This window comes from Isoptericola sp. NPDC019482 (genome assembly GCF_040632295.1).
GTDB lineage: Bacteria > Actinomycetota > Actinomycetes > Actinomycetales > Cellulomonadaceae > Isoptericola.
Genome location: NZ_JBEYBQ010000020.1, coordinates 39,118 through 65,150, shown reverse-complemented (window position 1 = coordinate 65,150; position 26,033 = coordinate 39,118). Strand labels below are relative to the sequence as shown.

Here is a 26,033-nt window from a genome sequence, read left to right as displayed (position 1 = left end):
TTCTTGCGAGGGGGGTTCGGGTCAAGTCTGGCAGCGCCGGCCCGCGGGGGCCACGGCCTGCCGCCGTTCAGGGTTGGGTCAGCTCGAGGAAGCGGCGCGCGAGGTCGTCGCCACCGAGCGGGTCGCGCGCGATCACGAGGATCGTGTCGTCGCCCGCGATGGAGCCGAGCACGCCCGGGAAGACCGAGTGGTCGATCGCGGACGCGAGATAGTTCGCCGCGCCCGGCGGGGTGCGCAGCACCACGAGGTTGCCGGACGCCTCGGCGGAGACGAGGAGGTCGTTGCACAGGCGCGCGAGGCGGGCGGCGACGTACTCGACGTCGTGCTCCCCGACGCCCGCTGCCTGCACGCTGCGGTCGCCGCCCTCGCCGGGCACGGCGTAGACGAGCGCCCCTGCCGCGTTGCGGACCTTCTCCGCGCGCAGCTCGATGAGGTCGCGCGACAGCGTCCCCTGCGTGACGCTGACGCCGGCGTCCGCGAGCTCGCGGGCCAGCTCGGCCTGCGAGTGGATCGCCGTGCGCCGCACGATCTCGACGATCCGCGCGTGCCGCGCGGCCTTCGTCGTCGGGCCCGCGGCCTGGGCGGCCGACGCGCCCTCAGCGGCGCTCACCGGTGCTCCAGGAGCCAGGTCAGCAGCGCCTTCTGGGCGTGCAAGCGGTTCTCCGCCTCGTCCCAGACGACGGACGACGGCCCGTCGATCACCGAGGCGGTGACCTCCTTGCCGCGGTAGGCCGGCAGGCAGTGCAGGAAGATCGCGTCGTCGGCCGCAGCGGCCAGGAGCTCGTCGTCGACGCGGTAGGCGTCGAGGGCCGCGAGCCGCTCGACGGCCTCGTCCTCGTCGCCCATCGACACCCAGGTGTCCGCGGCCACGACGTCGGCCCCGGCGACGGCGGCCCGGGCGTCGGTCGTGACCGTCACCGAGCCACCGGTCGTGCCGGCGATCTCCCGTGCCCGCGCGACGACGTCCTCGGGGGGCAGGTAGCCCTCGGGCCCGGCGACCGCGACGTGCAGGCCGGCGGTGACACCGCCGAGCAGGTACGACGCGGCCATGTTGTTGCCGGCGTCGCCCACGTAGGCGAGGCGCTGCCCGGCCAGGGCGGAGATGCCGCCGCGGTGCTGCGCGACGGTCAGGAGGTCCGCCAGGATCTGGCACGGGTGGAAGCCGTCGGTGAGCGCGTTGACGACGGGGACGCGCGAGACGGCGGCCATCTCGTCGATGCGCTCCTGCCCGAACGTCCGCCACACGATGGCGGACACCTGGCGGTCGAGCACGCGTGTGACGTCGGCGACGGACTCGCGCACGCCCACCTGGGCGAGACGGCCGTCCACGATCACGGGGAAGCCGCCGAGCTCGGCGATCCCGGTCGAGAACGAGACCTGCGTCCGCAGCGTCGGCTTGTCGAAGAGGACGGCGACACCCTGCGGGCCGGCCAGCGGCGCGCGCACGAACCGGTCCTCGCGAAAGGCCATGCCGAGCTCGAGGACCTCGCGCTGCTCGTCCGGGGTGAGGTCGTCGTCGCGGAGGAAGTGGCGGGGCATCAGGGCTCCTGGGTCTCTGGCTCGGCGGGCGTGTCGAGGACGGTGACGGTGGCGAAGAACCGGGCGACGTCGCGCGCCTGGTCGGCCGTGAGGATGAGCGGCGGTGCGAGGCGGATCGCGTCCGGGGCGACGGCGTTGACGACGAAGCCGGCCTCGAGGGCCGCCGTCGCGACGTCGGCCGCGACGGGCCGGGTGAGCTGGACGGCGAGCAGGAGCCCCCGCCCGCGCACTCCGGCGACGAGCGGGTTGCCCGCGGCCTCGATCTCGGAGGTGAGGACCGCGCCGACGCGGCGCACGTTCTCGAGCAGGCCGTCGCGCTCGATGACCCCGAGCGTCGCGAGGCCCGCCGCGGCGGCGACGGGGTTGCCGCCGAACGTCGTGCCGTGCTGGCCGCGGCCGAGCAGGGTCGCGGCGCGCTCGCCGAACGCGATCGCCGCACCGACGGGGAACCCGCCGCCCAGGCCCTTCGCCACGGTGACGACGTCGGGCACGACGCCGCCGCCGATCTCCGGCTGCTGGAAGGCGAACCACGAGCCGGTGCGCCCGACGCCCGTCTGGACCTCGTCGAGCACGAGCAGCGCGCCCGCCTCGGCGGTGAGCCGGCGGGCGTGCGCCAGGTAGCCCGGGGGCAGCGGCCGCACACCGGCCTCGCCCTGCAGCGGCTCCACGACGAGCGCCGCGACGCCGCCCCGCTCCGCGACCGACTCCGGCGAGAACGCCTCCTCGAGGGCGGCGGTGTCGCCGAACGGCACGTGCTCGACGCCGCCGGGCAGCGGCTCGAACGGCTCGCGGTACGCGGCCTTCGCCGTGAGGGCGAGCGCGCCCATCGAGCGGCCGTGGAAGCCACCCTCCAGGGCGAGCACCCGGGTGCGGGACCCGTCCTCACCATGGTTCCGGCGAGCCATCTTGAACGCCGCCTCGACCGCCTCGGTGCCCGAGTTGGTGAAGAACACCCGCGAGCCCTCGGGGGCGCCCGCGAGGTGCAGCAGACGCTCGGCCAGGCCGATCTGGGTGGGCGTGGCGAAGAAGTTCGACACGTGCCCGAGGGTGCCGAGCTGCGCGCTGATCGCCGCGGTGAGCGTGGGGTGCGCGTGGCCGAGCGCGTTCACCGCGATCCCGGCGAGCAGGTCGAGGTAGCGGCGGCCGTCGGCGTCCCACACGTAGGCGCCCTCGCCGCGCACCAGCACACGCTGGGGCGGGCCGAAGGTGTCCATCACCGCGCGGGAGTAGCGGTCCGTCCACGCAGCGTTCGACGCGTCGGCGAGGGCGCCGCCGCTCACGGACTGCAGGGTGTCGCTCACGCGCCTGCCTCCTTGCTTCCGGTGTGCGTGGTCGTGGCCGCCGGGGCGGGCACGACCATGGTCCCGTTACCCCGGGTGGTGAAGACCTCCAGCAGCACCGAGTGGGGCTGGCGGCCGTCGATGACGGTCGCGCGCGGCACGCCGCCCTGCACGGCGCGCAGGCACGCTTCCATCTTGGGCACCATCCCCGACGTCAGGCTCGGGAGCAGCGCCGCGAGCTCGGGCGCGGAGATCTCCTCGACGAGCGAGTCCTTGTCCGGCCACGAGGTGTACAGGCCCTCGACGTCGGTGAGCATGATGAGCTTGCTCGCACCGAGCGCCACCGCGAGCGCCGATGCCGCCGTGTCGGCGTTGATGTTCAGCACCTGGGTCGGGTCGTCGACGTCGGGCGCGACGGTCGACACGACCGGGATGCGGCCGGCGTCGAGCAGGTCCTGCACCGCGCCAGGGTCCACCTGGACGACGTCGCCGACGAGGCCGACGTCGACGGGCTGGCCGTCGACGACGGCGTGCCGGCGGGCGGCTCGGAACAGCCCGGCGTCCTCCCCCGACATGCCGACGGCGTGCGGGCCGTGCGCGTTGATGAGGCCCACCAGTTCGCGGGAGACCTGGCCGGTGAGCACCATGCGCACCACGTCCATCGCCTCGGGCGTGGTGACGCGCAGGCCGCCGCGGAACTCGCTGTGGATGTCCAGGCGCTCCAGCATGGCGTTGATCTGCGGGCCGCCGCCGTGCACGACGACGGGCCGCAGGCCGACCTGGCGCAGGAAGACCATGTCCTGGGCGAACGCGGCCTTGAGCTCGTCGTCGATCATGGCGTTGCCGCCGTACTTGACGACGACGAGCGCGCCCGCGAACTCCTGGAGCCACGGGAGCGCCTCGAGAAGCACCTCGGCCTTCTGCTCGGGCGCGAGCCCGTTCACGACGTCGCTGCTCATGAGCTGTACGCGCTGTTCTCGTGGACGTACGCGTGGGTGAGGTCGTTGGTCCACAGCGTGATCTCGGCGTCGCCGGCGTGCAGGTCGATCGTGATCGACACGTCACGCGACGCGGCGAGGTCGACGTTCTCCGGCGACTCGTGCGCCCCGCCCGCCTTGCACACCATGACGCCGTTGACGCTGACGTCGAGCTCCAGCGGGTCGAACGGCGCGACCTCCTCGGGGACCGTGCCGACCTGCGAGAGGATGCGGCCCCAGTTGGGGTCGTTGCCGAAGATCGCGGCCTTGACCAGGTTGGACCGGCTCACGGCCCGGGCCACGGCCAGTCCGGCGTCCTCGGTCGTCGCGTGCGTGACCGTGATGGCGATGTCGTGGGACGCGCCCTCCGCGTCCGCCACGAGCTGGCGCGCGAGGTCGGCACAGACGGCGGTCACGGCCTCGGCGAACGTGGCGTCGTCCGGCGTCGCGCCGGACGCGCCGGACGCCATGAGCACGACGGTGTCGGAGGTCGACATGCAGCCGTCGGAGTCGACGCGGTCGAACGTCGTGCGGGTCGCGGCGCGCAGCGCCGCGTCCGTGGTCCCGGCGTCCACGACGGCGTCGGTCGTGATGACGCAGAGCATCGTGGCAAGCGCGGGAGCGAGCATGCCCGCGCCCTTGGCCATCCCGCCCACCGTCACGGTGCCGGACGGCGTCTCGATCGTGCGCACCGCGGTCTTCGGGACGGAGTCCGTCGTCATGATGGCCGTGGCCGCGCTCGTGCCCGACGCCTCGTCCGGCCCCAGCGCCTCCGCCGCGACCGGGATCCCGGCGAGCAGCTTCTCGGCCGCGAGTCGCACGCCGATGAGGCCGGTCGAGGCCACGAGGACGTCGATCGCGCCGATTCCGAGCACCTCGGCGACCTTCTCCGCCGTGGCGTGCGAGTCCTGGAACCCGCCCGGGCCGGTGCACACGTTCGCGGCGCCCGAGTTCAGCACGACGGCGCGGGCGACCCCGTCCTTGATCGCCTGGCGCGACCACATCACCGGCGCGCCGACCACACGGTTGCTCGTGAAGACGGCGGCGGCCGCGTGCTGCGGGCCGTCGTTGACGACCAGGGCGAGGTCGGGGGTGCCGGAGGCCTTGAGGCCGGCCGTGATCCCGGCGGCCCGGAACCCCTTCGCTGCGGTCACGCTCACGGTGCGACTCCTTCGGTGACGAGGCCGGCCGTCTCCGGCAGGCCGAGGGCAAGATTCATGGCCTGGACCGCCTGGCCGGCGGTGCCCTTGACCAGGTTGTCGATGGCGGTGACGGTCACGACGCGCCCGGCGGCGGCGTCGAGCGCGACCTGGACGAGGGCGGTGTTGGCGCCGAGGGTGGCGGCCGTCGTCGGCCACTGGCCCTCCGGGAGGAGCTCGACGAACGGCTCGTCCGCGTAGGCCTCGGCCCAGGCGGCGCGGACGTCGGCGGCCGTGGCGTCCTCGTGGCCCGGCGCGAGGCGGGCCGTGACGGTGGCGAGGATGCCGCGCGACATCGGCACCAGGGTCGGCGTGAAGCTGATCGACACCTCCGGCGCGCCGGCGACCCGCAGGTTCTGCGCGATCTCCGGGATGTGCCGGTGCGTGCCGCCCACGGCGTACGGCGCCGCGGAGCCGAGGCCCTCGGCCGCGAGCAGGTGCGGCTTGAGCGACTTGCCCGCGCCGGAGTACCCGTTGGCGAGGACGGCGACGACGTCGACCGGGCTGACCAGACCGGCCGTCACGCCCGGCTGCAGGCCGAGCGTGACGGCCGTGACGTTGCAGCCCGGGACGGCGATCCGCCGGGCGCCGGCGAGAAGGTCACGCTGGGTGCCGGTCACGGAGCCGGCGCCGTCGGCGTGGAGCAGCTCGGGCAGGCCGTAGGGCCAGGTGCCCGCGTGGGACGAGCCGTAGAACTGCTCCCAGTCGGCGGCGGACGCGAGGCGGTGGTCGGCCCCGAGGTCGAGCACGAGGACGTCGTCGGGCAGCTGCGCGGCGATCTCGCCGGACGCGCCGTGCGGCAGGCCGAGCACGACGACGTCGTGGCCCGCGAGCGCCTCGGGCGTGGTGGGCTCGAGCACCCTGTCCGCGAGGGAACGCAGGTGCGGCTGCGTCGCGCCGAGCCGCGAACCGGCGTTCGAGTGCGCCGTGAGCGTCCCGACCTCCAGCGCGGGGTGACGCGCCGCGAGGCGCAGGAACTCGCCCCCGGCATACCCGGAGGCACCGGCGACGGCGACACGGAACGTGCGCGACTCAGTGCTGACCATATGCAGCACTATACATACCTATGCAGGGCCCCGGAACCCGATTCTCACGACACGGTCGCCGCGGGTCAGTCGACGAGCGGCAGGTACATCACGTGCAGCCCCACGTATCCGTGCGCAGGGCTGCGGAAGGCGCCCGGCACCGTGCCGACCACCTCGAACCCGAGCGCCCGCCACAGGCGCACCGCGACCTCGTTCGACTCCACGACCGCGTTGAACTGGATGCCGCGGTAGCCCTGCTCGCGGTGCCACGCGACGACATGCTCGCCGAGCGCCCGGCCCACCCCCAGCCCGCGCGCGGCGGGCGACACCATGAACGACGCCGTGCCCACGTGGTCGCCGTGGCCCGGCCGGTTCGGCCCCATCTTGGCGGTGCCCAGCAGCGTCCCGTCGGCGCCCTCCGCCACGACCGTCGCACCCGGGGCGCGCTCCGTCCAGAGCTCCCGCGCCTGCTCGCTCGTGAGGTCCAGCGGGTAGACGTAGGTCTCGCCCTCCCGCACCACGGTCTCGACGATCGGCCAGAGAGCGGGCCAGTCGTCGTCGGTCGCGGGGCGGATCGTGAACGGCGCGCGGGTGTCTCGGGTCACACGCGAAGCATAGGGTCGAGGCCGTGACCTCCCTCCCCGCCGACGTGTCCTCCGCGGTCGCGGCCGCCTACGACGCCCGGGCCGCCACGTACGACGAGAGCGCCATGCACCGCGACCTGGCCGCCGAGGTCGCCGCGTTCTGCTCGCTCGACGCACCGCGGGACGTGCTGGACGTCGCGACGGGAACGGGCCTGGTGCTCCGGGCGCTCGCGGCCTCCAGGCCGCGACCGCGCGGCATGACCGGCGTGGACCTGTCCCCCGACATGCTCGCCGTCGCGCGACGAGAGCTCCCGGGCGCCGCCTTCGTCCGCGCCGACGCGGCCGCCCTGCCCGTCGCCGACCGCTCGGTCGACCTCGTGACGTGCGTGACCGCGCTGCAGCTCATGCCCCGGCGCGACCTCGTGCTGGCCGAGTGGGCCCGCGTGCTGCGACCGACCGGCCGTGCGGTCACCGCGACGTTCACCGGCTTCGGACGCCCCGCACGCCCGCGCCGCGACCACCCGGTCGAGCACGACGCCGTCTCCACCCCCGCGCGGATCGCCGCCCTGGCCGCGCCGGCGGGACTGCGTCTGCGACGGCACGCGGCGTGGCGCCACGCCGACGGTGACGCGTTCCTGCTCGCCGAGCTGGAGGTCGTCTCGCCGGAGGTCGCGCGGTGACGCCAGGCACCGCCGTCGAGCTCGCCGACTGGCGGCGGCGCGTCGCCGAGCTGTACGCCGCGGTCCGTGCCGCGCCCGACCCCGCGAGCGGGCACGCGACGTGGCGGGCGGGCCGCGACGCGCTCTTCCGCGACCACCCGCAGAGCCCGCTGCCGGCCGGCGACCCGCTGCGGGCGACCGGGCTCCCGTCCTGGCCCTACGACCCGACGTTGCGCTTCGAGGTGCCGCTGCGCCCCGCCCCGGCGGCGCGGCTGGAGCTCGACACCGGCGCGGACGGCACGACGACGATGGAGCGCGTCGGGGTGCTCGAGCTGCCCGGCGTGGGGGCGCTCGACGCCTGGTGGCTCGCGCAGTACGGCGGCGGCCTCTTCGTCCCCCTGCGCGACGGCACCGCCGGCGACGAGACGTACGGCGGCGGGCGGTACCTGCTCGACACGGCGAAGGGCGCCGACCTCGGCGGGCGCGACGGCCTCGTCGTGGTGGACCTCAACCTCGCCTACCACCCGTCGTGCCGCTACGACCCGGCGTGGACCTGCCCGCTCGCCTCGGCGGGCAACCGGGTCGACGTGCCGGTCCGCGCGGGCGAGAGGCTGGACGCGCCCCGGGCTGCGTAGGCTCGCACGCATGCACGCAGTCGTGGCCCGCGCGGCGGGTGGTCCCGAGGTCCTGGAGTACGTCGAGCAGCCCGATCCCTCGCCCGGTGCGGGCGAGCTCCTCGTCCGCGTCGCCGCGGCCGGGGTCAACTTCATCGACACGTACCGCCGGGCGGGCGTGTACCCGATGAGCTACCCGCACGTCGTGGGCGTCGAGGGCGCCGGCACGGTCGAGGCGCTCGGCGACGGCGTCGAGGGCTTCGCCGTCGGCGACGAGGTGGCCTGGAACGAGGCGCCGGGCTCGTACGCCGAGCTCGCCGTCGTCCCCGCCGCGAACGCCGTGCGCGTCCCCGCCGGGCTCGACCTCGTCACCGCCGCCGCGCTGCCGCTGCAGGGCATGACGGCGCACTACCTCGTCGCGTCGACGTTCGAGGTCGGGCCCGGGCACGACGTGCTGCTCACCGCGGGCGCCGGCGGCGTCGGCCTGCTCGCCACCCAGCTCGCGGTGGCGCGCGGCGGGCGCGTGATCACCACGGTGTCCTCCCCCGAGAAGGCGGCCCTGTCGTCGGCGGCCGGCGCGGCGCACACCGTCGACTACGCGGCGATGGACGACCTCGCGACCGAGCTGCCCGCGGTCGTGCGCGACCTCACCGACGGCCGCGGCGTGCACGTCGTGTACGACGGCGTGGGCCGCGCGACGTTCGACGCCTCGCTCGCGTCGCTGCGTCCGCGCGGCACGCTCGTGCTGTTCGGCGGGGCGTCGGGGCAGGTGCCGCCGTTCGACCCGCAGCGGCTGAACTCCGGCGGGTCGCTCTACCTGACCCGGCCGACGCTGGCCCACTACGTCCTCACCCGGGGCGAGCTCGAGTGGCGGGCGTCCGAGGTGCTGGGGTCGGCCGCCGCGGGCGACCTGGACGTCCGGATCGGCGAGCGGCTCCCGCTCGCCGACGCCGCGCAGGCGCACCGCGCCCTGGAGGGGCGTGCCACGACGGGCAAGGTCCTGCTGGTCCCCTGACCGGCCTCGCGCTAGTCTCTCGACATCAAGAGACTTGACGTCGAGAGGAATGGCCATGGCCGACTGGTCCCCCACCGCGTACCTGCGCTACACCGACGAGCGATCGCGCCCCTTCGGCGAGCTGGTCGCGCGCGTCGTGCGCGACCCGGCGAGCATCGTCGACCTGGGCTGCGGTCCCGGCCACCTCACCCCGGTGCTGCGCGAGCGGTGGCCGGACGCCGCGTTCGTGGGCCTCGACGCCTCCCCCGCGATGATCGAGAGGGCCCGCGCCGCGGACCCCGAGAACCGCTACGAGCTCGCCGACGTGCGCGACCACGCCGCCGGCCGCGGCCCCGCGCCCGAGGCCGACCTGGTGATCAGCAACGCCACCATGCAGTGGGTGCCCGGCCACCGCGAGCTGCTCCCCGCGCTCGCCGCGACGGCCCGGCAGACGTTCGCGTTCTCCGTCCCGGGCAACCACGACGCCCCGAGCCACCGCACCCTGCGCGAGGTCGCCGGGCGCGAGCCGTACGCCGCCGCCGTCGGGCCCGTCGAGCGCCGCGCCGTCTCCGACCCGGCCGAGTACCTCGAGCTCCTCGCCGGCCCTGGCTGGTCGGTCGACGCCTGGGAGACCACCTACACCCACGTGCTGGACGGCGACGACCCGGTGCTGCGGTGGATCTCGGCGACCGGCGCCCAGCCGGTGCTGCACGCGCTCGACGCGCACGACGCCGCGCACGGCACGGACCTGCGCGCACGGTTCGACGCCGAGCTCGGCGCGGCACTGCGCGAGGTGTACCCGAGGCGTCCGTTCGGCACCCCATTGGCGTTCCGGCGCGTGTTCGCCGTCGCCACGCGGACGGCCTGACGACGACCGGCGCGGACGGTCGTAGGCTCGCGCCGTGACCGACACCACCCGCCCGATCCGCATCGGGGTCCAGCTCCAGCCGCAGCACGCCGACTACGCCCAGCTGCGCGACGCCGTCCGGCGCGCCGAGGCCGCCGGCGTCGACGTGATCTTCAACTGGGACCACTTCTTCCCGCTCACCGGCGACCCGGACAGCACGCACTACGAGTGCTGGACCATGCTCGGCGCGTGGGCCGAGCAGACGGAACGCGTCGAGATCGGAGCCCTGGTCAGCTGCAACTCCTACCGCAACCCCGACCTGCTCGCGGACATGGCGCGCACGGTCGACCACATCAGCGGCGGCCGGCTGATCCTCGGCATCGGCGCCGGCTGGTTCGCCAAGGACTACGAGCAGTTCGGCTACGAGTTCGGCACCGCCGGCTCGCGCATCGCCGACCTGGGCACGGCGCTCCCCCGCATCAAGGCACGGCTCGCGGCCGGCAACCCCGCCCCGACGCGCGAGATCCCGATCCTGGTCGGCGGCGGCGGCGAGAAGAAGACGCTCCGCCTCGTGGCCGAGCACGCCGACGTCTGGCACTCCTTCGGCGACGTCGACACCCTCACCCGCAAGTCCGCGATCCTCGACGAGCACGGCGAGGCCGTCGGGCGGGACACCGCCACGCTCGTGGAGCGGTCGGTCGGGGTGGGCGCCCCGCCCCAGGAGGTCGGGCAGAAGCTGCTCGACGCCGGGGCCACGCTCTTCACCATCGGCACGAGCGGGCCCGACTACGACCTGTCGCTCGTCGAGCAGTGGGTGCGCTGGCGCGACGAGCGCCGCTGACCTGCCCATCCGCGCCCCGGCCGGGGTGCCGCGGGTCAACGACCGGTGAGCACCTCGGCCAGCGGGTCGTCCGCCGCCGCCGGCTGCACCCGCAGCCGCCGCGCGGCGGGCGCAGACGCCCGCGCCGCGAGCCGGGACAGCGATTCCGGGGTGTCGTGCGTGACGCGCACGAACCACCCGGAGCAGGCATCCAGGTCGCCGCTCGCGATCGCGACGACCATCTCCACCGAGCGCTCGACCGGCGTCCACTCGGTGCGCCCAGCGTGCATCGGCATGCCGGCGGTCATCTCGGTGGCGACCGTCCCGGGCGAGAGCTCGAAAGCCCGCAGCCCGCGCGCGTAACCTGCCTCGTGCAGTCCCGCGCCGAGCCGAAGCAGTGCCGTCTTGCTCGCGTTGTAGGCGCTCGACGCGACCATCTCGTGCAGGCTGGCGCCCGAGGCGAGATCCACGACGCGGCCGCCGCCGCGGGCCAGCATGCCGGGCACCACGTGCCGGGCGAGCAGGAACGGGCCGCGCACGTTCGTCTCGAGAACCGACCACCACTCGTCGGGGTCGGCCTCCCACAGCGGCACCTCGGCGTCGATGCGGCCGGCGTTGTTGACCAGCAGGTCGACGCCGCCGAGCCCCCCGTCCGCGGGCGCCGCCTCGGCGGCCCGCACGGCGACCGCCACCGCCGCGGCGTCGGTGACGTCCGCGGGCAGCTCGAGCGCCGTCCGGCCGAGGTCGCGCACCTCGCGCGCGACCTCGGCCAGGCGGTCGGCGTCCCGCGCGACCAGGGCGACGTCCAGCCCTGCCCGCGCGAGCCCGAGGGCGAGCGCGCGGCCGATGCCGCGGCTCGCCCCCGTGACCAGCGCGGTGCGGGCCGGCGGGACGACGCCCACCGGACCGGCGACGGCGGCCTCGTCAGCCACGCAGCACCGCCCCGACGCGCTCGGTCGCCGCGGCGACGACCCCCTCGCGGACGGCGCGGACGTCGTCGGCGGTCAGCGTGCGGTCCGCGGCGCGCAGCCGCACCGAGTAGGCGAGCGACTTCTTGCCCTCGCCCACCTGCTCGCCGGTGAAGACGTCGAAGAGTCGCGCGTCCTCCAGCAGCGGGCCCGCGCCCGCGACGACGGCGGCGTGCACGGCGTCGGCCGTCACGTCCGCGTCGACGACGAACGCGAAGTCTTCCTTCGCCGCGGGGAACGCCGACACCGGCTCCGCCACGACCGGCACGCCCCCGCCGGCGGCGATCAGCGCGCCCAGGTCGAGCTCGAACGCCACCGCCCGGGCAGGCAGGCCCAGGACCTCGACCACCTTCGGGTGCAGCTCGCCCGCGTGCCCGACGACGGCGCCGTCGGCCAGCGCCAGCGCCGCGCAGCGCCCGGGGTGCCAGGGCATCGTGCCCGGGTCGGCCCGGACCACGACCTCCGCGCCCGCCCGCTCGGCGACGAGGCGCGCGGCGTCGAGGGCGTCCGCCCAGTCGGCCGCCCGGCCCTCGCCCCACCAACCGGCGGGCGCGAACCGCCCGGTGAGCACGCCCGCGACGTGCCGCGGCTGGTCCGGGACGGCGGACACCAGCGCCGCCAGGTCGTCGTCCGACGGGCGCACGCCCACCGGCAGCTGCGGCGGCGCCGGGGTGCCCGGCGTCGGCCGCGTGACCAGCCCGATCTCGAAGACCGCCACGTCGGGCAGGCCGCGCGAGACGTTCCGACGCGCGGTCTCGAGCAGCGTGGAGAGCAGGTCCGCCCGCAGGAACGGCCGGTCGTCGGCCAGCGGGTTGGCCAGGCGCAGCGTGGTGCGGCGCACGTCCTCGTCGGGCAGCCCGAGCGCGTCCAGGTCGGCCTCGCCGACGAACGGGTAGGACAGCACCTCGACGAGGCCCGCCTCCGCGAGCGCGCGCGCCACCGACCGGCGAGCCCGCTGCTCGGGCGTGAGGCCGCGACCGCCCGGGGCGGCCGGGAGCACGGACGGGATCTGGTCGTAGCCCGCGATCCGCACGACCTCCTCGACCAGCGCGGCCGGCTCGGTGAGGTCGGGGCGCCACGACGGCGGCGTCACGCGGACCGCGTCCACGCTGGCCCCGGCGACGGCGTCCGTCACGGTGCAGCCGATCTGCTCGAGGATGCCGACCACGGTGGTGCGGTCGTACTCGACGCCCGACAGGCGCGTCGGCAGGGTGACGTCCAGGCGCACCGGCTTGGCGGCGGTCGTGGTGTCGAGGTCGCTCACCGCGGCGTCCGCGGTGCCGCCGCCGAGCTCCACGAGCAGGTCGACCACGCGCTGCGCCGCGACGGCCGGCAGGCGCGGGTCCACGCCGCGCTCGAACCGCTTGGCGGCCTCGGACGGCAGGCGGTGCCTCCGCGCCGTGCGAGCCACGGTGATCGGGTCGAAGTGGGCCGCCTCGACGAGGATGTCCGTCGTCGTGGGGCTCACCTCCGACGACGCACCGCCCATGACGCCGGCCAGGCCGAGCACGCGACCCCCGCGTTCGCCCGCGGGCGAGTCGGTGATGAGCAGGTCCTCGGCGTCGAGCGCGCGGTCGGCGTCGTCGAGGGTCGTCAGCCGCTCCCCCGGTGCCGCACGACGGACCACGATCGGCGCCGCGACCTGGGCGAGGTCGTAGGCGTGCAGCGGCTGCCCCAGGTCGAGCATCACGTAGTTGGTGACGTCGACGGCCAGGGAGATCGCGCGCATGCCCGAGCCCTCCAGGCGGCGCTTCATCCAGTCCGGGGTCGGCGCGGCGGGGTCGATGCCGCGCACGACGCGCGTGACGAACCGGTCGCAGCCGACCTGGCCGTGGATCGGCGCCGCGTCGTCGACCTCGACGACGAACCCGTCGGCCGTGGCGGTCGGCGGCGCGGTCACGAGGTTCTCCGCGAGCCCGCGGTCGGTGAAGCGGGCGCCCGTGGAGTGGGCGTACTCGCGCGCCACGCCGCGGTAGCTGAAGGCGTACCCGCGGTCGGGCGTCACGTTGATCTCGAGCACCTCGTCGCCCAGGCCGAGCAGGGCGATCGCGTCCTGTCCCGGCGTGAGGTCGGCGGCGTCGAATCCCGCACGGGTCAGCACGAGGATGCCGTCGTGGTCCTCGCCGATGCCGAGCTCGCGCACCGAGCAGATCATGCCGTCGGAGACGTGGCCGTAGGTCTTGCGCGCCGCGATGGCGAAGCCGCCGGGCAGCACGGTGCCCGGCAGCGACACGACGACGTAGTCCCCCACGCCGAAGTTGTGCGCGCCGCAGATGACGCCGCGTGCGCCGCCCGCGGGGACGTCGGCGTCGTCGACGCCCTTGATCTGCGTCGCGTTGTGCTCCGGGCCGACGTCGACCAGGCACCAGTTGACGGTCTTGCCGTTCTTCTGCGGCTCGGGGGTCTGCGCGAGCACGCGCCCGACGACGAGCGGGCCGGTGACGGCGGCGGGGTGGATCTCCTCCTCCTCCAGGCCGACCTTCACCAGCGCCGCCGCGAGCTGCTCCGCGGTGAGGTCCGCCGGCAGCTCGACGTGCTCGCCGAGCCAGTCAGTGACGATGCGGGGCATCAGATCTCCGTCCCGAACTGGGTGGAGAAGCGCACGTCGCCCTCCACGATGTCGTGCATGTCCGCGATCGAGTGGCGCAGCATCGCCGTCCGCTCGATGCCCATCCCGAACGCGAAGCCCTGGTACTCCTCGGGGTCGATCCCGGCCGCGCGCAGCACGTTCGGGTTGACCATGCCGCAGCCGCCCCACTCGATCCAGCCGGCGCCGCCCTTCTTCTGCGGGAACCACAGGTCCATCTCGGCGCTGGGCTCCGTGAACGGGAAGAAGCTCGGGCGCAGCCGCGTGCGCGCCTCCGGGCCGAACATGGCGCGCGCGAACGCGTCGAGGGTGCCCACGAGGTTGGCCATCGTCAGGCCCTTGTCGACCGCCAGGCCCTCGACCTGGTGGAAGACGGGCGTGTGCGTGGCGTCCAGCGCGTCGGTGCGGAACACCTTGCCCGGGCACGCGATGTACAGCGGCACGCCCCGCTCCAGCATCGAGCGCGACTGCACCGGCGACGTGTGCGTGCGCAGCACGAGGTTGGACGGCTTGTCCCCCTCGCCGGACACGTAGAACGTGTCCTGCATCTGCCGCGCGGGGTGGTCCGGGTCGAAGTTCAGCGCGTCGAAGTTGAACCACTCCGCCTCGACCTCGGGGCCGTCGGCGATCTCCCAGCCGAGGCCCACGAAGAAGTCGGCGATGCGCTCCTGCACCAGCTCGATCGGGTGCCGCGCCCCGACGGGACGGCGGTCGGTCGGCAGCGTGACGTCGACCGTCTCCTCGACGAGGACGCGCTCGTCGCGCTCGGCCTCGAGCTCGGCCTGGCGCGCGGCGATCGCCTGGTTCACGCGCCCGCGGCGTGGGCCGACGTTCTTGCCGGCGGCGGCCTTGTCCGGCCCCGGCAGGGCCCCGATGGCACGGTTGGCGAGCGCGAGCGGGCTCTTGTCCCCGGTCTGCGCGGTGCGGACGGCCTTCAGCTCGTCGAGGTCGCGCGCGGCGGCGACGGCGGCCAGCGCGTCCGCGACGGCGGCGTCGAGCGCCTCGACGTCCAGCGGGTCGGGGCTCTGTCGATCGTTGCCGGGTTCTGGGGTGGGTGCGGGCGTGGACATGCGTGCCTTCCTGAGAGGGGCCCTGCGAGGGGTGTGGCGGCGGGGGTCAGTTTATGTGCCCGCCCGGGCCGGTCAGGTCGGCGTCCGCGGTACCGCGCTCAGCGCGCGGGCGTCACCGGGACCAGGCCCGTGGCGGGCCCGGTAAATCGGCGGTCGCGGCGTGTCACGCCTCCCATGATGGCACGGACCGCCCGACGTCGTCCCGGTCGCCCAGCCGGACGACCGCGACGTCCTCGTGCAGCGGCCCGCCCGACCGCCCCTCCCCGAGCCGGGACGCGACGACGTGCACGGTGTCGACCTCCCACGACGGGCCGCGGTACACGGCCAGCGCCCGCGCCCAGGGCACCAGGGGCGAGGCCTCGGGCTCACGGCCACGCGGCCCGCGCGTGCCGCCGCGGGCGCCGTCCACGCGCCGCCGACCCTCCGCGGCACGGGCCGTCGCCCGCGCGACCGTGAGGTGCGGCCGTCCCGACGTCCGGTCCGACGCGGGCAGCCCCGCGACGCCGACCGCGGCGTCCTGCGCGAGCTCACCGGCGCGCCGCAGGTCGTCGACCGACCCGGCCACACCGACCCAGAGCGTCCGCCCGCCGAAGGTCCCGCCGCCGCTCAGGGCCAGCGCGAACGGCGGCACGTCGGCCAGGGCGATCCGCAACGCCTCGGCGTAGTCGGGCACGGCACCGTCCGGAACCTCGCCGTGGAAGGCGAGGGTGACGTGGCGCTGCTCCGGCGCCACCCAGCGCAGGCCGCGGCCCGGGTCGGCGAGAGCGGCGCCGCCCACCCCGGCGAGGGCGAGCTCCAGGTGGTCGCCGGCATCGGCGGAGGGGTACACGGCCGTGAACAGGCGCACCCGCGCATCGTGCCACGCCCCGGTGCCGCCCGCCCCGGGCGGCGCGAGACCGGCGCGACGACGACCCGGCGGCGTGCGGCGTCAGCGCTGCGCGCGCCCGCTCGCGTAGAGGCAGACCGTGGCGGCGGTGGCCAGGTTGAGCGACTCCGCGCGGCCGCGGATCGGCACGCGCACGACGGCGTCGGCCAGCGCGCGGTCGGCCTCGGGCAGGCCCCACGCCTCGTTGCCGAAGACCCACGCGGTCGAGCCCGCCAGGTCCGGCTGGCCGGCGTCCGGGTCGCCCGCCACGTCGAGCAGGTCGTCGAGGTCGTGCTCGCCCGTGCCGTCGGCGGCGAGGACGACGCAGCCCGCGGCGCGGACGACGGCGACGGCGTCGGCCAGGGGCAGGCCCGTGACCACGGGCAGGTGGAAGAGGGAGCCGGCGGTGGAGCGCACCACCTTGGGGTTGTGGACGTCCACGCTCTCGCCGGCGAGGACGACGAGGTCCGCGCCCGCCGCGTCGGCCGCGCGGATCACCGTGCCGGCGTTGCCGGGGTCGCGGACGTTCGCGAGCACCGCGACGAGCAGCGGCCGCGAGGTGACGCCGGCCAGGGCGTCGTCGAGGCCGAGGGCGGTGGTGCGCACCACCGCGAGCACGCCCTGCGCGTCCGGGCTCATCGCCTCGAGCACCTCGGCCGTGCCGACGTGCAGGTGCAGCCCGGCGCCGAGCGTCGCGTCGACGATCTCGGCGTAGCGCTCCGCGGCGGCGGGCGTGAGGTAGACGTCCCGGACGTCGGCGGCCGCGTGGCGCACCGCCTCACGCACGCCCTGGGGACCCTCGACGAGGAACTGTCCGTGCCGGGAACGCGCAGGACGCCCGGACAGCGCCCTGACCTGCTTGACCCGGTCCGCCCGCGGGTTCGCGAGCGTCACGTCGGGGATGCCTGAGATCATGCGCGGCATCGACAGGTCGGGGGTGTCCGGGCGTCCGGGGTGCTGAGCGGGGTGGCTCAGGCGGCCTTCGGCGCGTTGACGTCGGCCGGCAGCGCGTCCTTGGCGACCTGGACGAGCGCGTTGAACGCCGCCACGTCGTTGACCGCGAGCTCGGCGAGCATGCGGCGGTCGACCTCCACGCCAGCAGCCTTGAGGCCCTGGATGAGGCGGTTGTAGGTCAGACCCTGCGCGCGGGACGCAGCGTTGATGCGCTGGATCCACAGCTTGCGGAAGTCGCCCTTCTTCGCCTTGCGGTCGCGGTACGAGTAGACGAGGGAGTGGGTGACCTGCTCCTTCGCCTTCCGGTACAGGCGCGAACGCTGGCCGCGGTAGCCGCTGGCGCGCTCGAGGGTCGTACGGCGCTTCTTGTGGGCGTTGACCGCCCGCTTCACGCGTGCCACGTGATGCTCCTTGCAGTGTCGGGGCCGGAAGTGGACCCGGCGGTCGTGCGTCCCGGTGGTGTCACCGGAAGCAGCGGACCGCCGAGGGCGTCACTTGCCGAGCAGCTTCTTGATGGTCTTGACGTCGGCGGCCGAGACCACCTGGTCCTGGGCCAGACGACGCGTGCGGCGGCTGGACTTGTGCTCGAGGTAGTGGCGAGCGTTCGTCTGCTCCCGCATGATCTTGCCGCTGCCGGTGACCCGGAAGCGCTTCTTGGCGCCGGAGTGCGTCTTGTTCTTCGGCATGACTGCCGTCTCTCCTCGTGTCGGTCACCCGCCGGGTGGCGGGGACGTGGTGCGGACCGGGGCCGGCGAGCGGCCCGGTGCCAGATGGACGTTGCGGTGCGGCCTCAGCGACCTGCGCGGGGGCTCGGCTTCGGACGCGGCGCCGGCGGCCGCGGGGTGGCGGGCTTCGGCGTCGCGGGCTTCGGCGTCGCCGCGGCGGGCGTGGCCGGGGTCGCAGGCTTCGGGGCCGCAGCCGGCTTGGCCGGCGCGGAGGCCGGCTTCGCGGCCGCAGGCTTCGACGCCGCGGGCTTCGACGGGGCGGCCGGCGCTGCGGCGGGCTTCGTCTCAGCGGGCTTCGTCTCGGCGGGCTTCGTCTCGGCGCGCGGGGCGGGCGCCGGCTGCGCGGCCTCGGGGGCCTGCGCCTCCTGCGCCTCCTGCGCCTCGACCTCGGGCTCCGTCGGCTCGGGCTCCGGCGTCGGCTGCGCCGGCGCGGCCTGGGCGCGGGCCTCGGCCTTGACCTCGGACTTGGTCTTGCGCTGCGCGTTGATCTCGCTGGACCGCTTGCGCTGCTCGACCTTGGCGTCGGCCTTCTTCTTCACCGGGCCGAGCACCATGGTCATGTTGCGGCCGTCCTGCTTCGGCATCGACTCGACGAAGCCGAGGTCCGAGACGTCCTCCGCGAGCCGCTGCAGCAGACGCACGCCCATCTCGGGGCGCGACTGCTCACGACCGCGGAACATGATCATGACCTTGACCTTGTCCCCGGCCTCGAGGAAGCGGACGACATGGCCCTTCTTGGTGCCGTAGTCGTGCGGGTCGATCTTCAGGCGGAACCGGATCTCCTTGAGGACCGTGTTCGCCTGGTTGCGCCGCGCCTCGCGCGCCTTCATGTCCGACTCGTACTTGAACTTGCCGTAGTCCATGAGCTTGGCGACGGGCGGACGGGCGTCCGGGGCCACCTCGACGAGGTCGAGGTCGGCGTCCTGGGCAAGCTTCAGGGCGACTCCCGTGGCGACCACGCCGACCTGCTCCCCGCCCGGGCCGATGAGTCGGACCTCGGGGACGCGGATCCGATCGTTGATGCGAGGCTCGCTGATGGTGATGCTCCTAAACTCCGTCGGTAGACCGCCAGGGACGGGAAAGGCCCCCGACCTGAGCACAGGTGGAGGCCATCTACCGACGCCGGGGCGCGAGCGCTCCGGCGACCGAGGCGGACGCCCACGAGAGGCGTCCGACCGGGACCCGGCCCCTGTCGGCGCCCGGGGGCGCTCGGTCGGTGCTCGGGTGGGATGAGATCCACTTGATGCACCTGGACCCTGCAGCCGCTCCGTGGAGCGGCGTGCCGACGGACCCAGGTCGGTCAGCTGTCAAGGCTAGCACGGGATCGCGGCCCGGCCGGCCGGTGTGGCGAGCGTCTCGACGGTCCACGTCGCGACCTTTACTGGAATCGTTCCAGAAAGTGTGGCAGGGTCGCGGCCATGACCACGGCGAGCACGGACGAGACGTTGCTGAGGGAGCGGGGCCTGCGCGTCACCGGTTCCCGGCTCGCCGTCCTGCGCGCGCTCTCCGAGCACCAGCACGCCACCGCGGACGACGTCGTGCGCGCGGTACGGGCCGACCTCGGCTCGGTGTCCGTGCAGGCCGTCTACGACTGCCTGCACGCGCTCACCTCGGCCGGCCTCCTGCGCCGCATGGAGCCGGCTGGGCACGCTGCGCGATACGAGCGCCGCACCGGCGACAACCACCACCACGTGGTGTGCCGCTCGTGCGGCGCCGTCGCCGACGTCGACTGCACCGTGGGGCACGCCCCCTGCCTGACTCCCAGCGCGTCCCACGGGTTCGCCGTCGACCTCGCCGAGGTCACGTTCTGGGGCCTGTGCCCCGACTGTGCCGGTGCCCCGGCCGCCGACCCCGTCCCGTCGGCCGGCCCCGGCACGACCTCCTGAAGCCGGACAGAACCGGAACCCCCCTGAGAAAGGACGTCATCACATGACGACGCCGTTCACGACGACGCAGACCGGCACCCCGGTCGCGAGCGACGCACAGTCCCTCACGCTGGGTGCGGACGGGCCCACCGTCCTGCACGACCGCTACCTGGTCGAGAAGCTGGCCTCCTTCAACCGCGAGCGCGTGCCGGAGCGCAACCCGCACGCCAAGGGCGGCGGCGCGTTCGGCGAGCTCGTCGTCACGGAGGACGTCTCGCAGTACACCCGCGCGGCCGTGTTCCAGAAGGGCGCGAAGAGCGAGACGCTGCTGCGCTTCTCGTCCGTCGCCGGCGAGCAGGGCTCCCCCGACACCTGGCGCGACGTGCGCGGCTTCTCGCTGCGCTTCTACACGACCGAGGGCAACCTCGACATCGTCGGCAACAACACCCCGGTCTTCTTCCTGCGCGACGCGATGAAGTTCCCGGACTTCATCCACTCCCAGAAGCGCCTCGGCGCCTCCGGCCTGCGCAACGCCGACATGCAGTGGGACTTCTGGACCCTCTCCCCCGAGTCGGCCCACCAGGTCACCTACGTGATGGGCGACCGCGGACTGTCGAAGTCGTGGCGCCACCTCAACGGCTACGGCTCGCACACCTACCAGTGGGTCAACGCCGAGGGCGAGCGCTTCTGGGTGCAGTACCACTTCATCTCCCGGCAGGGCGTCGAGCACATGTCGTCCGAGGACGCCGAGCGGATCGCCGGCGAGGACGCGGACTACTACCGCCGCGACCTGTACGAGGCCATCGAGCGTGGCGAGCACCCCTCGTGGGACGTCAAGGTCCAGGTCATGCCCTACGAGGACGCCAAGACCTACCGCTTCAACCCGTTCGACATGACGAAGGTCTGGCCGCACGCGGACTACCCGCTGATCAAGGTCGGCACGTTCACGCTGAACCGGAACCCGCAGAACTTCTTCGCGGAGATCGAGCAGGCCGCGTTCTCGCCGGGCAACCAGGTGCCGGGCACCGGCATCTCGCCCGACAAGATGCTCATGGCGCGCGTCTTCTCCTACCCGGACGCGCAGCGGTACCGCATCGGCACGAACTACAACCAGCTGCCGGTGAACCAGCCGCACGCCGCCCCGGTCGCGAACTACATGCACCAGGGCAACATGCAGTACCAGTTCAACGGCCCCGAGCACCGCGTCTACACGCCGAACTCGTTCGGCGCCCAGGGCGGTCCCGTGGCCGACCCGGTGCGCGGCGTCGAGTCCTCGTGGGAGTCGGACGGCGAGCTCGTGCGCGCCGCGCAGACCCTGCACGCCGAGGACGACGACTTCGGCCAGGCGGGCACCCTGTACCGCGAGGTCTTCGACGACGGCGCCAAGGCGCGCTTCCTCGAGACGCTCACCGGCCAGGGCCTGGCGATCACGATCGACGAGATCCGCGAGCGGTTCTTCCAGTACTGGACGAACGTGGACGCCGAGCTCGGCGCCAAGCTGCGCGCCGAGGTGTCGGCCGGCCACGTGCCGTCGCCGGCCGCCGCCGGCTCGGGCCCGGACGTCGAGCCCGTCGGCATCTGACGAGTCGGCTCCCCGCACACCGAGGCCGGGTCCCCCTGGGGCCCGGCCTCGGCCGTCCCCGGCGGGCCGTCCCGGCTCCGCCCCGATGCGAAGATGGACCCATGAGCACCTCGCCCGACGCGATCTCCCCCGACCCCGTGACCGCCACCCCGTCCGCCGCCGACGACGCCACCCGTGACATCGCCGACGTCGCCGCCGTCGAGGTCATCACCGCCGCGGCCGTGCACCTCATGAGCGCCGCCGCGGTGAAGTGCGGGCTGGCGGAGGACGCCGACGCCCAGGGGCACCTGGACCTCGACGAGGCGCGCAAGCTGATCACCGCCCTCGCCGCGCTGGTCACGGCGAGCGCCCCCGACATCGGCAACCAGCACGCCCGCTCGCTCCGCGACGGCCTGCGCTCCCTGCAGCTCGCGTTCCGCGAGGCCTCCGTCGTCCCCGACGCGCCCGGCGAGGGCCCCGGCGAGAAGTTCACGGGCTCCGTCGTCTGAGATGTCCGCCCCGTCCGCCTGGCCGCCGCCCCCGGACCAGCCGCCGCCGACCGGCGGCGGCGCTCCCGCGCGACGGCGCCGAGGGCGCACCGCGGTCACGGTCCTGGCGGTCCTGCTGGCGGGATCGCTCGGGATCGGTGCGTACCTCTGGGTGACGACGACCCGCTGGCAGTCGCACAGCGCCACGTGGGAGGGCGAGGCGCGCGGGTACGCCGACCGCGTCGCCGCGCTCGACGCCGAGCTCGCGGCGACCGACGCCGAGCTGGTCGCGGCCCGCGAGCAGCTCGCCACCGCCACGGCCCGGATCACCGACCTCGCCAACGAGAAGGCCCAGCTCGGGGACGAGAACGTCGCCTCCCAGCAGTACCTCGACTACCAGCGGCGCGTCAGCGAGGCGGCGGGCGTCGTGACGACGGCGCTCGGCGACTGCGTCGACGCGCAGTCGCAGCTCATCACCTACCTCGAGGACCGCGGCTCCTACGACGCGAAGGACCTCGACCGCTTCGCCTCCGACGTCGAGACCCTGTGCCGCCAGGCCTCGAAGGCGAACGACCAGCTGGAGCAGGAGCTCGAGCAGTGAGCCGAGCGGCGGCCGCACAGGGGGCCGCGCAGGGAGCGGCCCGGAGCCTGCGCCCCGTGCCGGCCCTGCTCCTCGCGGCGGCGCTCGCCGGCTGCGGGGTGCTCCCGGCCCTCCCTCCCCCGGTGCCGGACGACGTCGTCCCGACGCAGGTCGCACGGACCGCCCCGGCCCCGCTCTCCGCCGACGGCGCGGAAGGGCTGTCCCCCGACGGCTTCGACGCCGTGCAGCGCATGGCCGTGCGGATCCGCAACGTGGGCTGCGACGGGCTGTCGACCGGGTCGGGCTTCGCCGTCGACGAGCACACCCTCATCACCAACAGGCACGTCGTGGCCGACTCCGAGACGCTGGAGGTCAGCACCTACGACGGGCGCGACCTCGAGGTCTCGGCCGCGGGCAGCGCGTCGCTGGCCGACCTGGCCCTGGTGCGCACCACCGACCCGCTGCCCAGCTACCCGACCCTGGCGGACGCCGATCCCCGGCCCGGTGACGACGTCACCGTGGTGGGCTACCCGGAGGGCGGCGAGCTGACCATCACCGCGGGCTCCGTCATCGGGCCCACCACCGACCCGCTGCACGAGAACCTCGGCGAGGTGCTGCTCACCGACGCCCCCGTGGAGCCCGGCTCGTCAGGGTCGGCCGCGCTCGACGCGCAGGGCCGCGTGATCGGGGTCGTGTACGCGAAGACCTCCGACGGCCGCTCCCTGCTGGTGCCGTTGTCGACGCTGGAGCGGGTGCTTGACGACGCCGAGGGGTTCCGGGCGCTGCCGCCGTGCGCGCAGCCGTCGGGAAGCCCTTCCGTGACGCCCTCTCGCTAGGCCGCTGGGGCCGGCCGTCGTCCGGCCCCCGTCGGCTCAGCGCGCCGCGCCGACCCGCAGCTCGAGGGAGTCGACCCTGGCCGAGATCACCGTCGAGGCGCCCAGCCGCGCGTTGACCTGCGCCAGCACGCGGTCCAGCCCGGCCCGGTCCAGGCCCGGGTCGAGCGCCAGGACGACGGCGACCTCCGCGCGGCGGCCGCGCTCGGCGTGCGCGCGCACCACGTGCTGCACGGGTGCGGCGGCGTCCGCGACAGCACGGGCCACCTCGGGGTCGACCTCGAGGGCGCCGTCCGCGCCGCCCGGGACGAGCGCCGGTCGCCACTCCTGCCCCTGGGCGAGCGCCCACACGGCCGGGCGGGGCACCAGTGCGGTGGCCGGGCCGGCCGGGTCCACGACCAGCAGCGACCAGTCCTCGCTCACGGCGGACAGCGCCGCGCGGGCGGCCTCGACCGGGACGGGGCGGGCGTCGGCGCGCCAGGCCTTCATCGCCTCGACCGAGGTGAAGACCGGCAGCCCGCGGCGCCCGTCGGGCACCTCGATCGCCACCACGCCGGCCGCCGCCTCCTTGTCGACGTGCAGCTCCTGGGTGCCCTCTGAGGTCTCGTGCTCGACCACGTCGGCGACGGCGAGCTCCGCGAGCACCGGCACCAGCACGCGGGTGACGGCGAGGCGCCGCACGACGTCGTCCAGCGACCCGGTGCCGGCGGCGTGCGCCTCCAGCAGCGCGGCGAGCTCGGGGTCGGCCGAGCCGTCGTCGCCGGCGAACTGCGACGTCGGCTGGATCGACTTCAGGTGGCCCGGCAGGGCCCGGCCGTCCTCGGCCGTCACGGCCGGCCCGCCACGTCGAGCGCCTCCGGCAGCGTGAACGCGCCCGCGTACAGGGCCTTGCCCACCACGGCACCCTCGACGCCGTCCGGCACGAGCGCACGCAGCGCCTCGAGGTCGGCGAGGGAGGAGATGCCGCCCGACGCGACCACCTTCGCGGGGGTCCGCGAGGCGACCTCGCGCAGCAGGTCGACGTTCGGGCCCCGCAGCGTGCCGTCCTTGGTGACGTCCGTGACGACGTACCGCGCACAGCCGGCGGCGTCCAGGCGGGCGAGCACCTCCCACAGGTCGCCGCCCTCCTTCGTCCAGCCGCGGGCGGCGAGCGTCGTGCCGCGCACGTCGAGCCCGACGGCGACCGCGTCGCCGTGCTCGGCGATGACACGCGCGGTCCACTCCGGGTCCTCGAGCGCGGCCGTGCCGATGTTGACGCGCCGGGCGCCCGTGGCGAGGGCACGCTCGAGCGACGCGTCGTCGCGGATGCCGCCCGACAGCTCCACCTGGACGTCGAGCTCGGCCACGACCTGCGCGAGCAGGTCGGCGTTCGAGCCGCGGCCGAACGCCGCGTCGAGGTCCACGAGGTGGATCCACTCGGCGCCGCCCGCCTGCCAGTCGCGGGCGGCGGCCAGCGGGTCGCCGTAGGACGTCTCGGAGCCGGCCTCCCCCTGCACGAGGCGGACGGCCTGGCCGTCGGCGACGTCGACGGCGGGCAGCAGCACGAGGCGGTCGGTCATGAGGATGTCTCTCCAGGTTCTACGACTGCGGGATCGGGGACGGCAGGGCGGGTGCGGCGGTGAGCGGGACGACAGCGCTCAGAGCGAGCGGACCCAGTTCTCGAGCAGGGTCGCGCCGGCGTCGCCGGACTTCTCGGGGTGGAACTGCGTGGCGGCCAGCGGGCCGCTCTCGACCGCGGCGACGAACCGGGTCTCGGAGCCCGGCGCCCCGTGGCGGGCCCAGGTGACGAGCGGCGGCGTGTAGCGGGGGTCCGCGTCGCCGTCGTGGCCCTGCGTGAACTGCTGGGCCGCGTACGAGTGCACGAAGTAGAACCGCTCGTGCTCGACGCCCGCGAAGAGGCGGGAACCCTCCGGCACCTCCACGGGCGACCAGCCCATGTGCGGCACGACCGGGGCGTCGAGGCGCTCGACGACGCCGGGCCACTCCCCCAGGCCCTCGGCTCGCTCGCCGTGCTCCACGCCGGCGTCGAACATGACCTGCATGCCGACGCAGATGCCGAGCACGGGCCGGCCGCCGGCGAGGCGCCGGTCGATCACCTGGTCGCCCCGGACGGCGCGCAGCCCGGCCATGCAGGCGGCGAACGCGCCCACGCCCGGCACGACGAGGCCGTCGGACTCGGCGGCGCGCGCGAGGTCGGCCGTGAGCTCGACGTCGGCCCCCACCCGCTCGAGGGCGCGCACGGCCGAGCGCACGTTGCCGAAGCCGTAGTCGAGCACGACGACGTGCGGGCGCCCGCCCGCGCGGGCGGGCGCCGGCGCGGGGTTCAGGTCGGCCGCGGCGCCGCCGTGGGGCAGGAGCGGCGTGATCCCCGCGGCCTCCTGGGCAGCGGCGATCCGGTCCCGGTCGGGCGTGCTGGGCGTGTCGGTGGGCGTGTCCGGCATGCGTCTCCCCTACTGCTTCTTGCGGGCCTTGCGCGCAGCGCCCGTGAGCATCCGCATCGCCTTGAAGCGGCCGATGCTCGACGACGGCACGACGCCCGGCAGGTCGGCCACCGTGATGTGGCCCGTGACGAGGTCCTCGAGCGCCTCCGGGGCGCCCCCGAGCACCAGCCCCGGAGGGAGCTCGCCCTGCGGCGCGCCGTCGACATAACGCACGCACGTGAGCTGCTCGCCCTGACGGCTCACGAGGACGAGGGGCACCCCCGCCACGAGCTTCGAGATCGCGGCGGCGGCCCGGGCGGGCGCGTCGTCGCTCGTGTCGCGCAGGATCGCGAGCGCCCCGACGAGGGTCGGCGCGGCGTCGACGTCGAGCTCGGCGAGCGAGCATGCGGCCGCGAGGGGCTCGGCGCCGGCGATCTGCGTGATGAGGACCGCCAGGTCGGGGTCGGCCGAGGCGCCGTCGAGGCCCGACAGGTCGTCGGGGATCTCGAAGCCCTCCGGCAGGTCGTCCGGCAGGTCCGGCTGCTCGTCGCGCTGCCGGTCGGGATCGGTGGTCATGCG

Annotated in this window: 29 protein-coding genes; 10 read left to right on the top strand and 19 right to left on the bottom strand. The window is 75.0% G+C overall.

The features are described from left to right. Nucleotides 1-67: 67 nt before the first annotated feature. From ABZ493_RS14155 to ABZ493_RS14125, 7 genes are all read right to left on the bottom strand, one after another. Entirely contained in the window at nucleotides 68-610 is a 543-nt protein-coding gene (locus ABZ493_RS14155) for an arginine repressor (protein WP_430582775.1), read from the bottom strand. Then, nucleotides 607-1,539, bottom strand: a complete 933-nt coding sequence (argF, locus tag ABZ493_RS14150) for an ornithine carbamoyltransferase (RefSeq protein ID WP_430582774.1) — start codon at nucleotides 1,537-1,539, stop codon at nucleotides 607-609. Before argF ends, ABZ493_RS14155 begins: the two co-directional genes overlap by 4 nt. Next, on the bottom strand, nucleotides 1,539-2,840 hold the full coding sequence (locus ABZ493_RS14145; RefSeq protein ID WP_430582773.1) for an acetylornithine transaminase: 1,302 nt from the start codon (nucleotides 2,838-2,840) through the stop codon (nucleotides 1,539-1,541). Before ABZ493_RS14145 ends, argF begins: the two co-directional genes overlap by 1 nt. Continuing rightward, nucleotides 2,837-3,778: an acetylglutamate kinase gene (gene argB / locus ABZ493_RS14140; protein ID WP_430582772.1), complete on the bottom strand. Its 942-nt coding sequence runs from the start codon at nucleotides 3,776-3,778 to the stop codon at nucleotides 2,837-2,839. The genes ABZ493_RS14145 and argB overlap by 4 nt, the downstream gene beginning before the upstream one ends. Beyond that, a complete protein-coding gene (gene argJ, locus ABZ493_RS14135) occupies nucleotides 3,775-4,956 on the bottom strand; it encodes a bifunctional glutamate N-acetyltransferase/amino-acid acetyltransferase ArgJ (RefSeq protein WP_430582771.1) in 1,182 nt (393 codons plus the stop codon). Before argJ ends, argB begins: the two co-directional genes overlap by 4 nt. Then, nucleotides 4,953-6,041, bottom strand: coding sequence for an N-acetyl-gamma-glutamyl-phosphate reductase (gene argC, locus ABZ493_RS14130; RefSeq protein ID WP_430582770.1), 1,089 nt, complete (start codon nucleotides 6,039-6,041; stop codon nucleotides 4,953-4,955). The genes argJ and argC overlap by 4 nt, the downstream gene beginning before the upstream one ends. A gap of 65 nt (nucleotides 6,042-6,106) precedes the next feature. Next, on the bottom strand, nucleotides 6,107-6,625 hold the full coding sequence (locus tag ABZ493_RS14125; protein ID WP_430582769.1) for a GNAT family N-acetyltransferase: 519 nt from the start codon (nucleotides 6,623-6,625) through the stop codon (nucleotides 6,107-6,109). A gap of 23 nt (nucleotides 6,626-6,648) precedes the next feature. On the opposite strand from ABZ493_RS14125, the gene ABZ493_RS14120 reads away from it, so the two are divergent. The 5 genes from ABZ493_RS14120 to ABZ493_RS14100 are packed head-to-tail and all read left to right on the top strand — an operon-like array spanning nucleotide 6,649 to nucleotide 10,559. Next, on the top strand, nucleotides 6,649-7,284 hold the full coding sequence (locus ABZ493_RS14120) for a methyltransferase domain-containing protein (protein WP_430582768.1): 636 nt from the start codon (nucleotides 6,649-6,651) through the stop codon (nucleotides 7,282-7,284). Next, complete coding sequence (locus ABZ493_RS14115) at nucleotides 7,281-7,898, top strand: DUF1684 domain-containing protein (RefSeq protein ID WP_430582767.1); 618 nt, start codon at nucleotides 7,281-7,283, stop codon at nucleotides 7,896-7,898. The genes ABZ493_RS14120 and ABZ493_RS14115 overlap by 4 nt, the downstream gene beginning before the upstream one ends. 10 nt (nucleotides 7,899-7,908) lie before the next feature. Further along, on the top strand, nucleotides 7,909-8,892 hold the full coding sequence (locus ABZ493_RS14110; RefSeq protein WP_430582766.1) for a quinone oxidoreductase: 984 nt from the start codon (nucleotides 7,909-7,911) through the stop codon (nucleotides 8,890-8,892). 55 nt (nucleotides 8,893-8,947) lie between these two features. Continuing rightward, nucleotides 8,948-9,739, top strand: a complete 792-nt coding sequence (locus ABZ493_RS14105; RefSeq protein ID WP_430582765.1) for a methyltransferase domain-containing protein — start codon at nucleotides 8,948-8,950, stop codon at nucleotides 9,737-9,739. Nucleotides 9,740-9,773: 34 nt separating this feature from the next. Continuing rightward, nucleotides 9,774-10,559: an LLM class F420-dependent oxidoreductase gene (locus ABZ493_RS14100; RefSeq protein WP_430582764.1), complete on the top strand. Its 786-nt coding sequence runs from the start codon at nucleotides 9,774-9,776 to the stop codon at nucleotides 10,557-10,559. A gap of 35 nt (nucleotides 10,560-10,594) precedes the next feature. Here the strand turns inward: ABZ493_RS14100 and ABZ493_RS14095 are convergent, their stop codons facing one another. The 8 genes from ABZ493_RS14095 to infC all read right to left on the bottom strand — a co-directional run bounded on the left by ABZ493_RS14095 (nucleotide 10,595) and on the right by infC (nucleotide 18,807). Beyond that, nucleotides 10,595-11,470, bottom strand: a complete 876-nt coding sequence (locus tag ABZ493_RS14095) for an SDR family oxidoreductase (protein ID WP_430582763.1) — start codon at nucleotides 11,468-11,470, stop codon at nucleotides 10,595-10,597. After that, nucleotides 11,463-14,075 carry a phenylalanine--tRNA ligase subunit beta gene (pheT, locus tag ABZ493_RS14090; protein ID WP_430582762.1) on the bottom strand — a complete coding sequence of 871 codons (2,613 nt, stop codon included), beginning with the start codon at nucleotides 14,073-14,075 and terminating at the stop codon, nucleotides 11,463-11,465. The genes ABZ493_RS14095 and pheT overlap by 8 nt, the downstream gene beginning before the upstream one ends. Then, nucleotides 14,075-15,163 carry a phenylalanine--tRNA ligase subunit alpha gene (gene pheS / locus ABZ493_RS14085; protein ID WP_430582761.1) on the bottom strand — a complete coding sequence of 363 codons (1,089 nt, stop codon included), beginning with the start codon at nucleotides 15,161-15,163 and terminating at the stop codon, nucleotides 14,075-14,077. The genes pheT and pheS overlap by 1 nt, the downstream gene beginning before the upstream one ends. A gap of 163 nt (nucleotides 15,164-15,326) precedes the next feature. Then, nucleotides 15,327-16,010 (bottom strand): 2'-5' RNA ligase family protein, encoded by a 684-nt coding sequence (locus ABZ493_RS14080; RefSeq protein WP_430582760.1) that lies wholly within the window; start codon nucleotides 16,008-16,010, stop codon nucleotides 15,327-15,329. 81 nt (nucleotides 16,011-16,091) lie between these two features. Next, nucleotides 16,092-16,943, bottom strand: coding sequence for an RNA methyltransferase (locus tag ABZ493_RS14075; protein ID WP_430582759.1), 852 nt, complete (start codon nucleotides 16,941-16,943; stop codon nucleotides 16,092-16,094). A 56-nt stretch (nucleotides 16,944-16,999) separates the two neighbouring features. Beyond that, nucleotides 17,000-17,383 carry a 50S ribosomal protein L20 gene (rplT, locus tag ABZ493_RS14070; protein ID WP_079576292.1) on the bottom strand — a complete coding sequence of 128 codons (384 nt, stop codon included), beginning with the start codon at nucleotides 17,381-17,383 and terminating at the stop codon, nucleotides 17,000-17,002. Nucleotides 17,384-17,473: 90 nt separating this feature from the next. Further along, nucleotides 17,474-17,668 carry a 50S ribosomal protein L35 gene (gene rpmI / locus ABZ493_RS14065; protein ID WP_079576291.1) on the bottom strand — a complete coding sequence of 65 codons (195 nt, stop codon included), beginning with the start codon at nucleotides 17,666-17,668 and terminating at the stop codon, nucleotides 17,474-17,476. Nucleotides 17,669-17,772: 104 nt separating this feature from the next. Next, on the bottom strand, nucleotides 17,773-18,807 hold the full coding sequence (gene infC, locus ABZ493_RS14060) for a translation initiation factor IF-3 (protein ID WP_430582758.1): 1,035 nt from the start codon (nucleotides 18,805-18,807) through the stop codon (nucleotides 17,773-17,775). A gap of 318 nt (nucleotides 18,808-19,125) precedes the next feature. Between infC and ABZ493_RS14055 the strand changes: the two genes are divergently transcribed. The 5 genes from ABZ493_RS14055 (at nucleotide 19,126) to ABZ493_RS14035 (ending at nucleotide 23,037) form a co-directional block, all read left to right on the top strand. Continuing rightward, nucleotides 19,126-19,593 carry a Fur family transcriptional regulator gene (locus ABZ493_RS14055; RefSeq protein WP_430582757.1) on the top strand — a complete coding sequence of 156 codons (468 nt, stop codon included), beginning with the start codon at nucleotides 19,126-19,128 and terminating at the stop codon, nucleotides 19,591-19,593. A 43-nt stretch (nucleotides 19,594-19,636) separates the two neighbouring features. Next, nucleotides 19,637-21,154, top strand: coding sequence for a catalase (locus tag ABZ493_RS14050; RefSeq protein WP_430582756.1), 1,518 nt, complete (start codon nucleotides 19,637-19,639; stop codon nucleotides 21,152-21,154). Nucleotides 21,155-21,255: 101 nt separating this feature from the next. After that, complete coding sequence (locus ABZ493_RS14045) at nucleotides 21,256-21,642, top strand: DUF1844 domain-containing protein (protein ID WP_430582755.1); 387 nt, start codon at nucleotides 21,256-21,258, stop codon at nucleotides 21,640-21,642. 1 nt (nucleotide 21,643) lies between these two features. Continuing rightward, nucleotides 21,644-22,222 carry a hypothetical protein gene (locus ABZ493_RS14040; protein ID WP_430582754.1) on the top strand — a complete coding sequence of 193 codons (579 nt, stop codon included), beginning with the start codon at nucleotides 21,644-21,646 and terminating at the stop codon, nucleotides 22,220-22,222. A 56-nt stretch (nucleotides 22,223-22,278) separates the two neighbouring features. Continuing rightward, nucleotides 22,279-23,037 (top strand): serine protease, encoded by a 759-nt coding sequence (locus ABZ493_RS14035; protein ID WP_430582753.1) that lies wholly within the window; start codon nucleotides 22,279-22,281, stop codon nucleotides 23,035-23,037. A gap of 36 nt (nucleotides 23,038-23,073) precedes the next feature. Here the strand turns inward: ABZ493_RS14035 and ABZ493_RS14030 are convergent, their stop codons facing one another. The 4 genes from ABZ493_RS14030 to ABZ493_RS14015 all read right to left on the bottom strand — a co-directional run bounded on the left by ABZ493_RS14030 (nucleotide 23,074) and on the right by ABZ493_RS14015 (nucleotide 26,030). Next, the gene (locus tag ABZ493_RS14030; protein ID WP_430582752.1) at nucleotides 23,074-23,865 is read right to left on the bottom strand and encodes an SseB family protein; all 792 of its coding nucleotides are present in this window, start codon (nucleotides 23,863-23,865) and stop codon (nucleotides 23,074-23,076) included. Next, on the bottom strand, nucleotides 23,862-24,593 hold the full coding sequence (gene priA / locus ABZ493_RS14025; protein ID WP_430582751.1) for a bifunctional 1-(5-phosphoribosyl)-5-((5-phosphoribosylamino)methylideneamino)imidazole-4-carboxamide isomerase/phosphoribosylanthranilate isomerase PriA: 732 nt from the start codon (nucleotides 24,591-24,593) through the stop codon (nucleotides 23,862-23,864). Before priA ends, ABZ493_RS14030 begins: the two co-directional genes overlap by 4 nt. 78 nt (nucleotides 24,594-24,671) lie before the next feature. Beyond that, complete coding sequence (hisH, locus tag ABZ493_RS14020; protein WP_430582750.1) at nucleotides 24,672-25,475, bottom strand: imidazole glycerol phosphate synthase subunit HisH; 804 nt, start codon at nucleotides 25,473-25,475, stop codon at nucleotides 24,672-24,674. Between the two features lie 9 nt (nucleotides 25,476-25,484). Then, nucleotides 25,485-26,030: a hypothetical protein gene (locus ABZ493_RS14015; RefSeq protein ID WP_430582749.1), complete on the bottom strand. Its 546-nt coding sequence runs from the start codon at nucleotides 26,028-26,030 to the stop codon at nucleotides 25,485-25,487. Between the last annotated feature and the right edge of the window lie 3 nt (nucleotides 26,031-26,033).

What these genes read in the sequence shown, in the direction of transcription:
- hisH (WP_430582750.1), bottom strand. Translation starts at nt 25,475, where the DNA reads ATGCCGGACACGCCCACCGACACGCCCAGCACGCCCGACCGGGACCGG.
- rpmI (WP_079576291.1), bottom strand. Translation starts at nt 17,668, where the DNA reads ATGCCGAAGAACAAGACGCACTCCGGCGCCAAGAAGCGCTTCCGGGTC.
- argB (WP_430582772.1), bottom strand. Translation starts at nt 3,778, where the DNA reads ATGAGCAGCGACGTCGTGAACGGGCTCGCGCCCGAGCAGAAGGCCGAG.
- ABZ493_RS14045 (WP_430582755.1), top strand. Translation starts at nt 21,256, where the DNA reads ATGAGCACCTCGCCCGACGCGATCTCCCCCGACCCCGTGACCGCCACC.
- ABZ493_RS14040 (WP_430582754.1), top strand. Translation starts at nt 21,644, where the DNA reads ATGTCCGCCCCGTCCGCCTGGCCGCCGCCCCCGGACCAGCCGCCGCCG.
- ABZ493_RS14015 (WP_430582749.1), bottom strand. Translation starts at nt 26,030, where the DNA reads ATGACCACCGATCCCGACCGGCAGCGCGACGAGCAGCCGGACCTGCCG.
- pheS (WP_430582761.1), bottom strand. Translation starts at nt 15,163, where the DNA reads ATGTCCACGCCCGCACCCACCCCAGAACCCGGCAACGATCGACAGAGC.
- pheT (WP_430582762.1), bottom strand. Translation starts at nt 14,075, where the DNA reads ATGCCCCGCATCGTCACTGACTGGCTCGGCGAGCACGTCGAGCTGCCG.
- ABZ493_RS14050 (WP_430582756.1), top strand. Translation starts at nt 19,637, where the DNA reads ATGACGACGCCGTTCACGACGACGCAGACCGGCACCCCGGTCGCGAGC.
- argF (WP_430582774.1), bottom strand. Translation starts at nt 1,539, where the DNA reads ATGCCCCGCCACTTCCTCCGCGACGACGACCTCACCCCGGACGAGCAG.
- ABZ493_RS14055 (WP_430582757.1), top strand. Translation starts at nt 19,126, where the DNA reads ATGACCACGGCGAGCACGGACGAGACGTTGCTGAGGGAGCGGGGCCTG.
- priA (WP_430582751.1), bottom strand. Translation starts at nt 24,593, where the DNA reads ATGACCGACCGCCTCGTGCTGCTGCCCGCCGTCGACGTCGCCGACGGC.
- ABZ493_RS14110 (WP_430582766.1), top strand. Translation starts at nt 7,909, where the DNA reads ATGCACGCAGTCGTGGCCCGCGCGGCGGGTGGTCCCGAGGTCCTGGAG.
- ABZ493_RS14105 (WP_430582765.1), top strand. Translation starts at nt 8,948, where the DNA reads ATGGCCGACTGGTCCCCCACCGCGTACCTGCGCTACACCGACGAGCGA.
- ABZ493_RS14075 (WP_430582759.1), bottom strand. Translation starts at nt 16,943, where the DNA reads ATGATCTCAGGCATCCCCGACGTGACGCTCGCGAACCCGCGGGCGGAC.
- argC (WP_430582770.1), bottom strand. Translation starts at nt 6,041, where the DNA reads ATGGTCAGCACTGAGTCGCGCACGTTCCGTGTCGCCGTCGCCGGTGCC.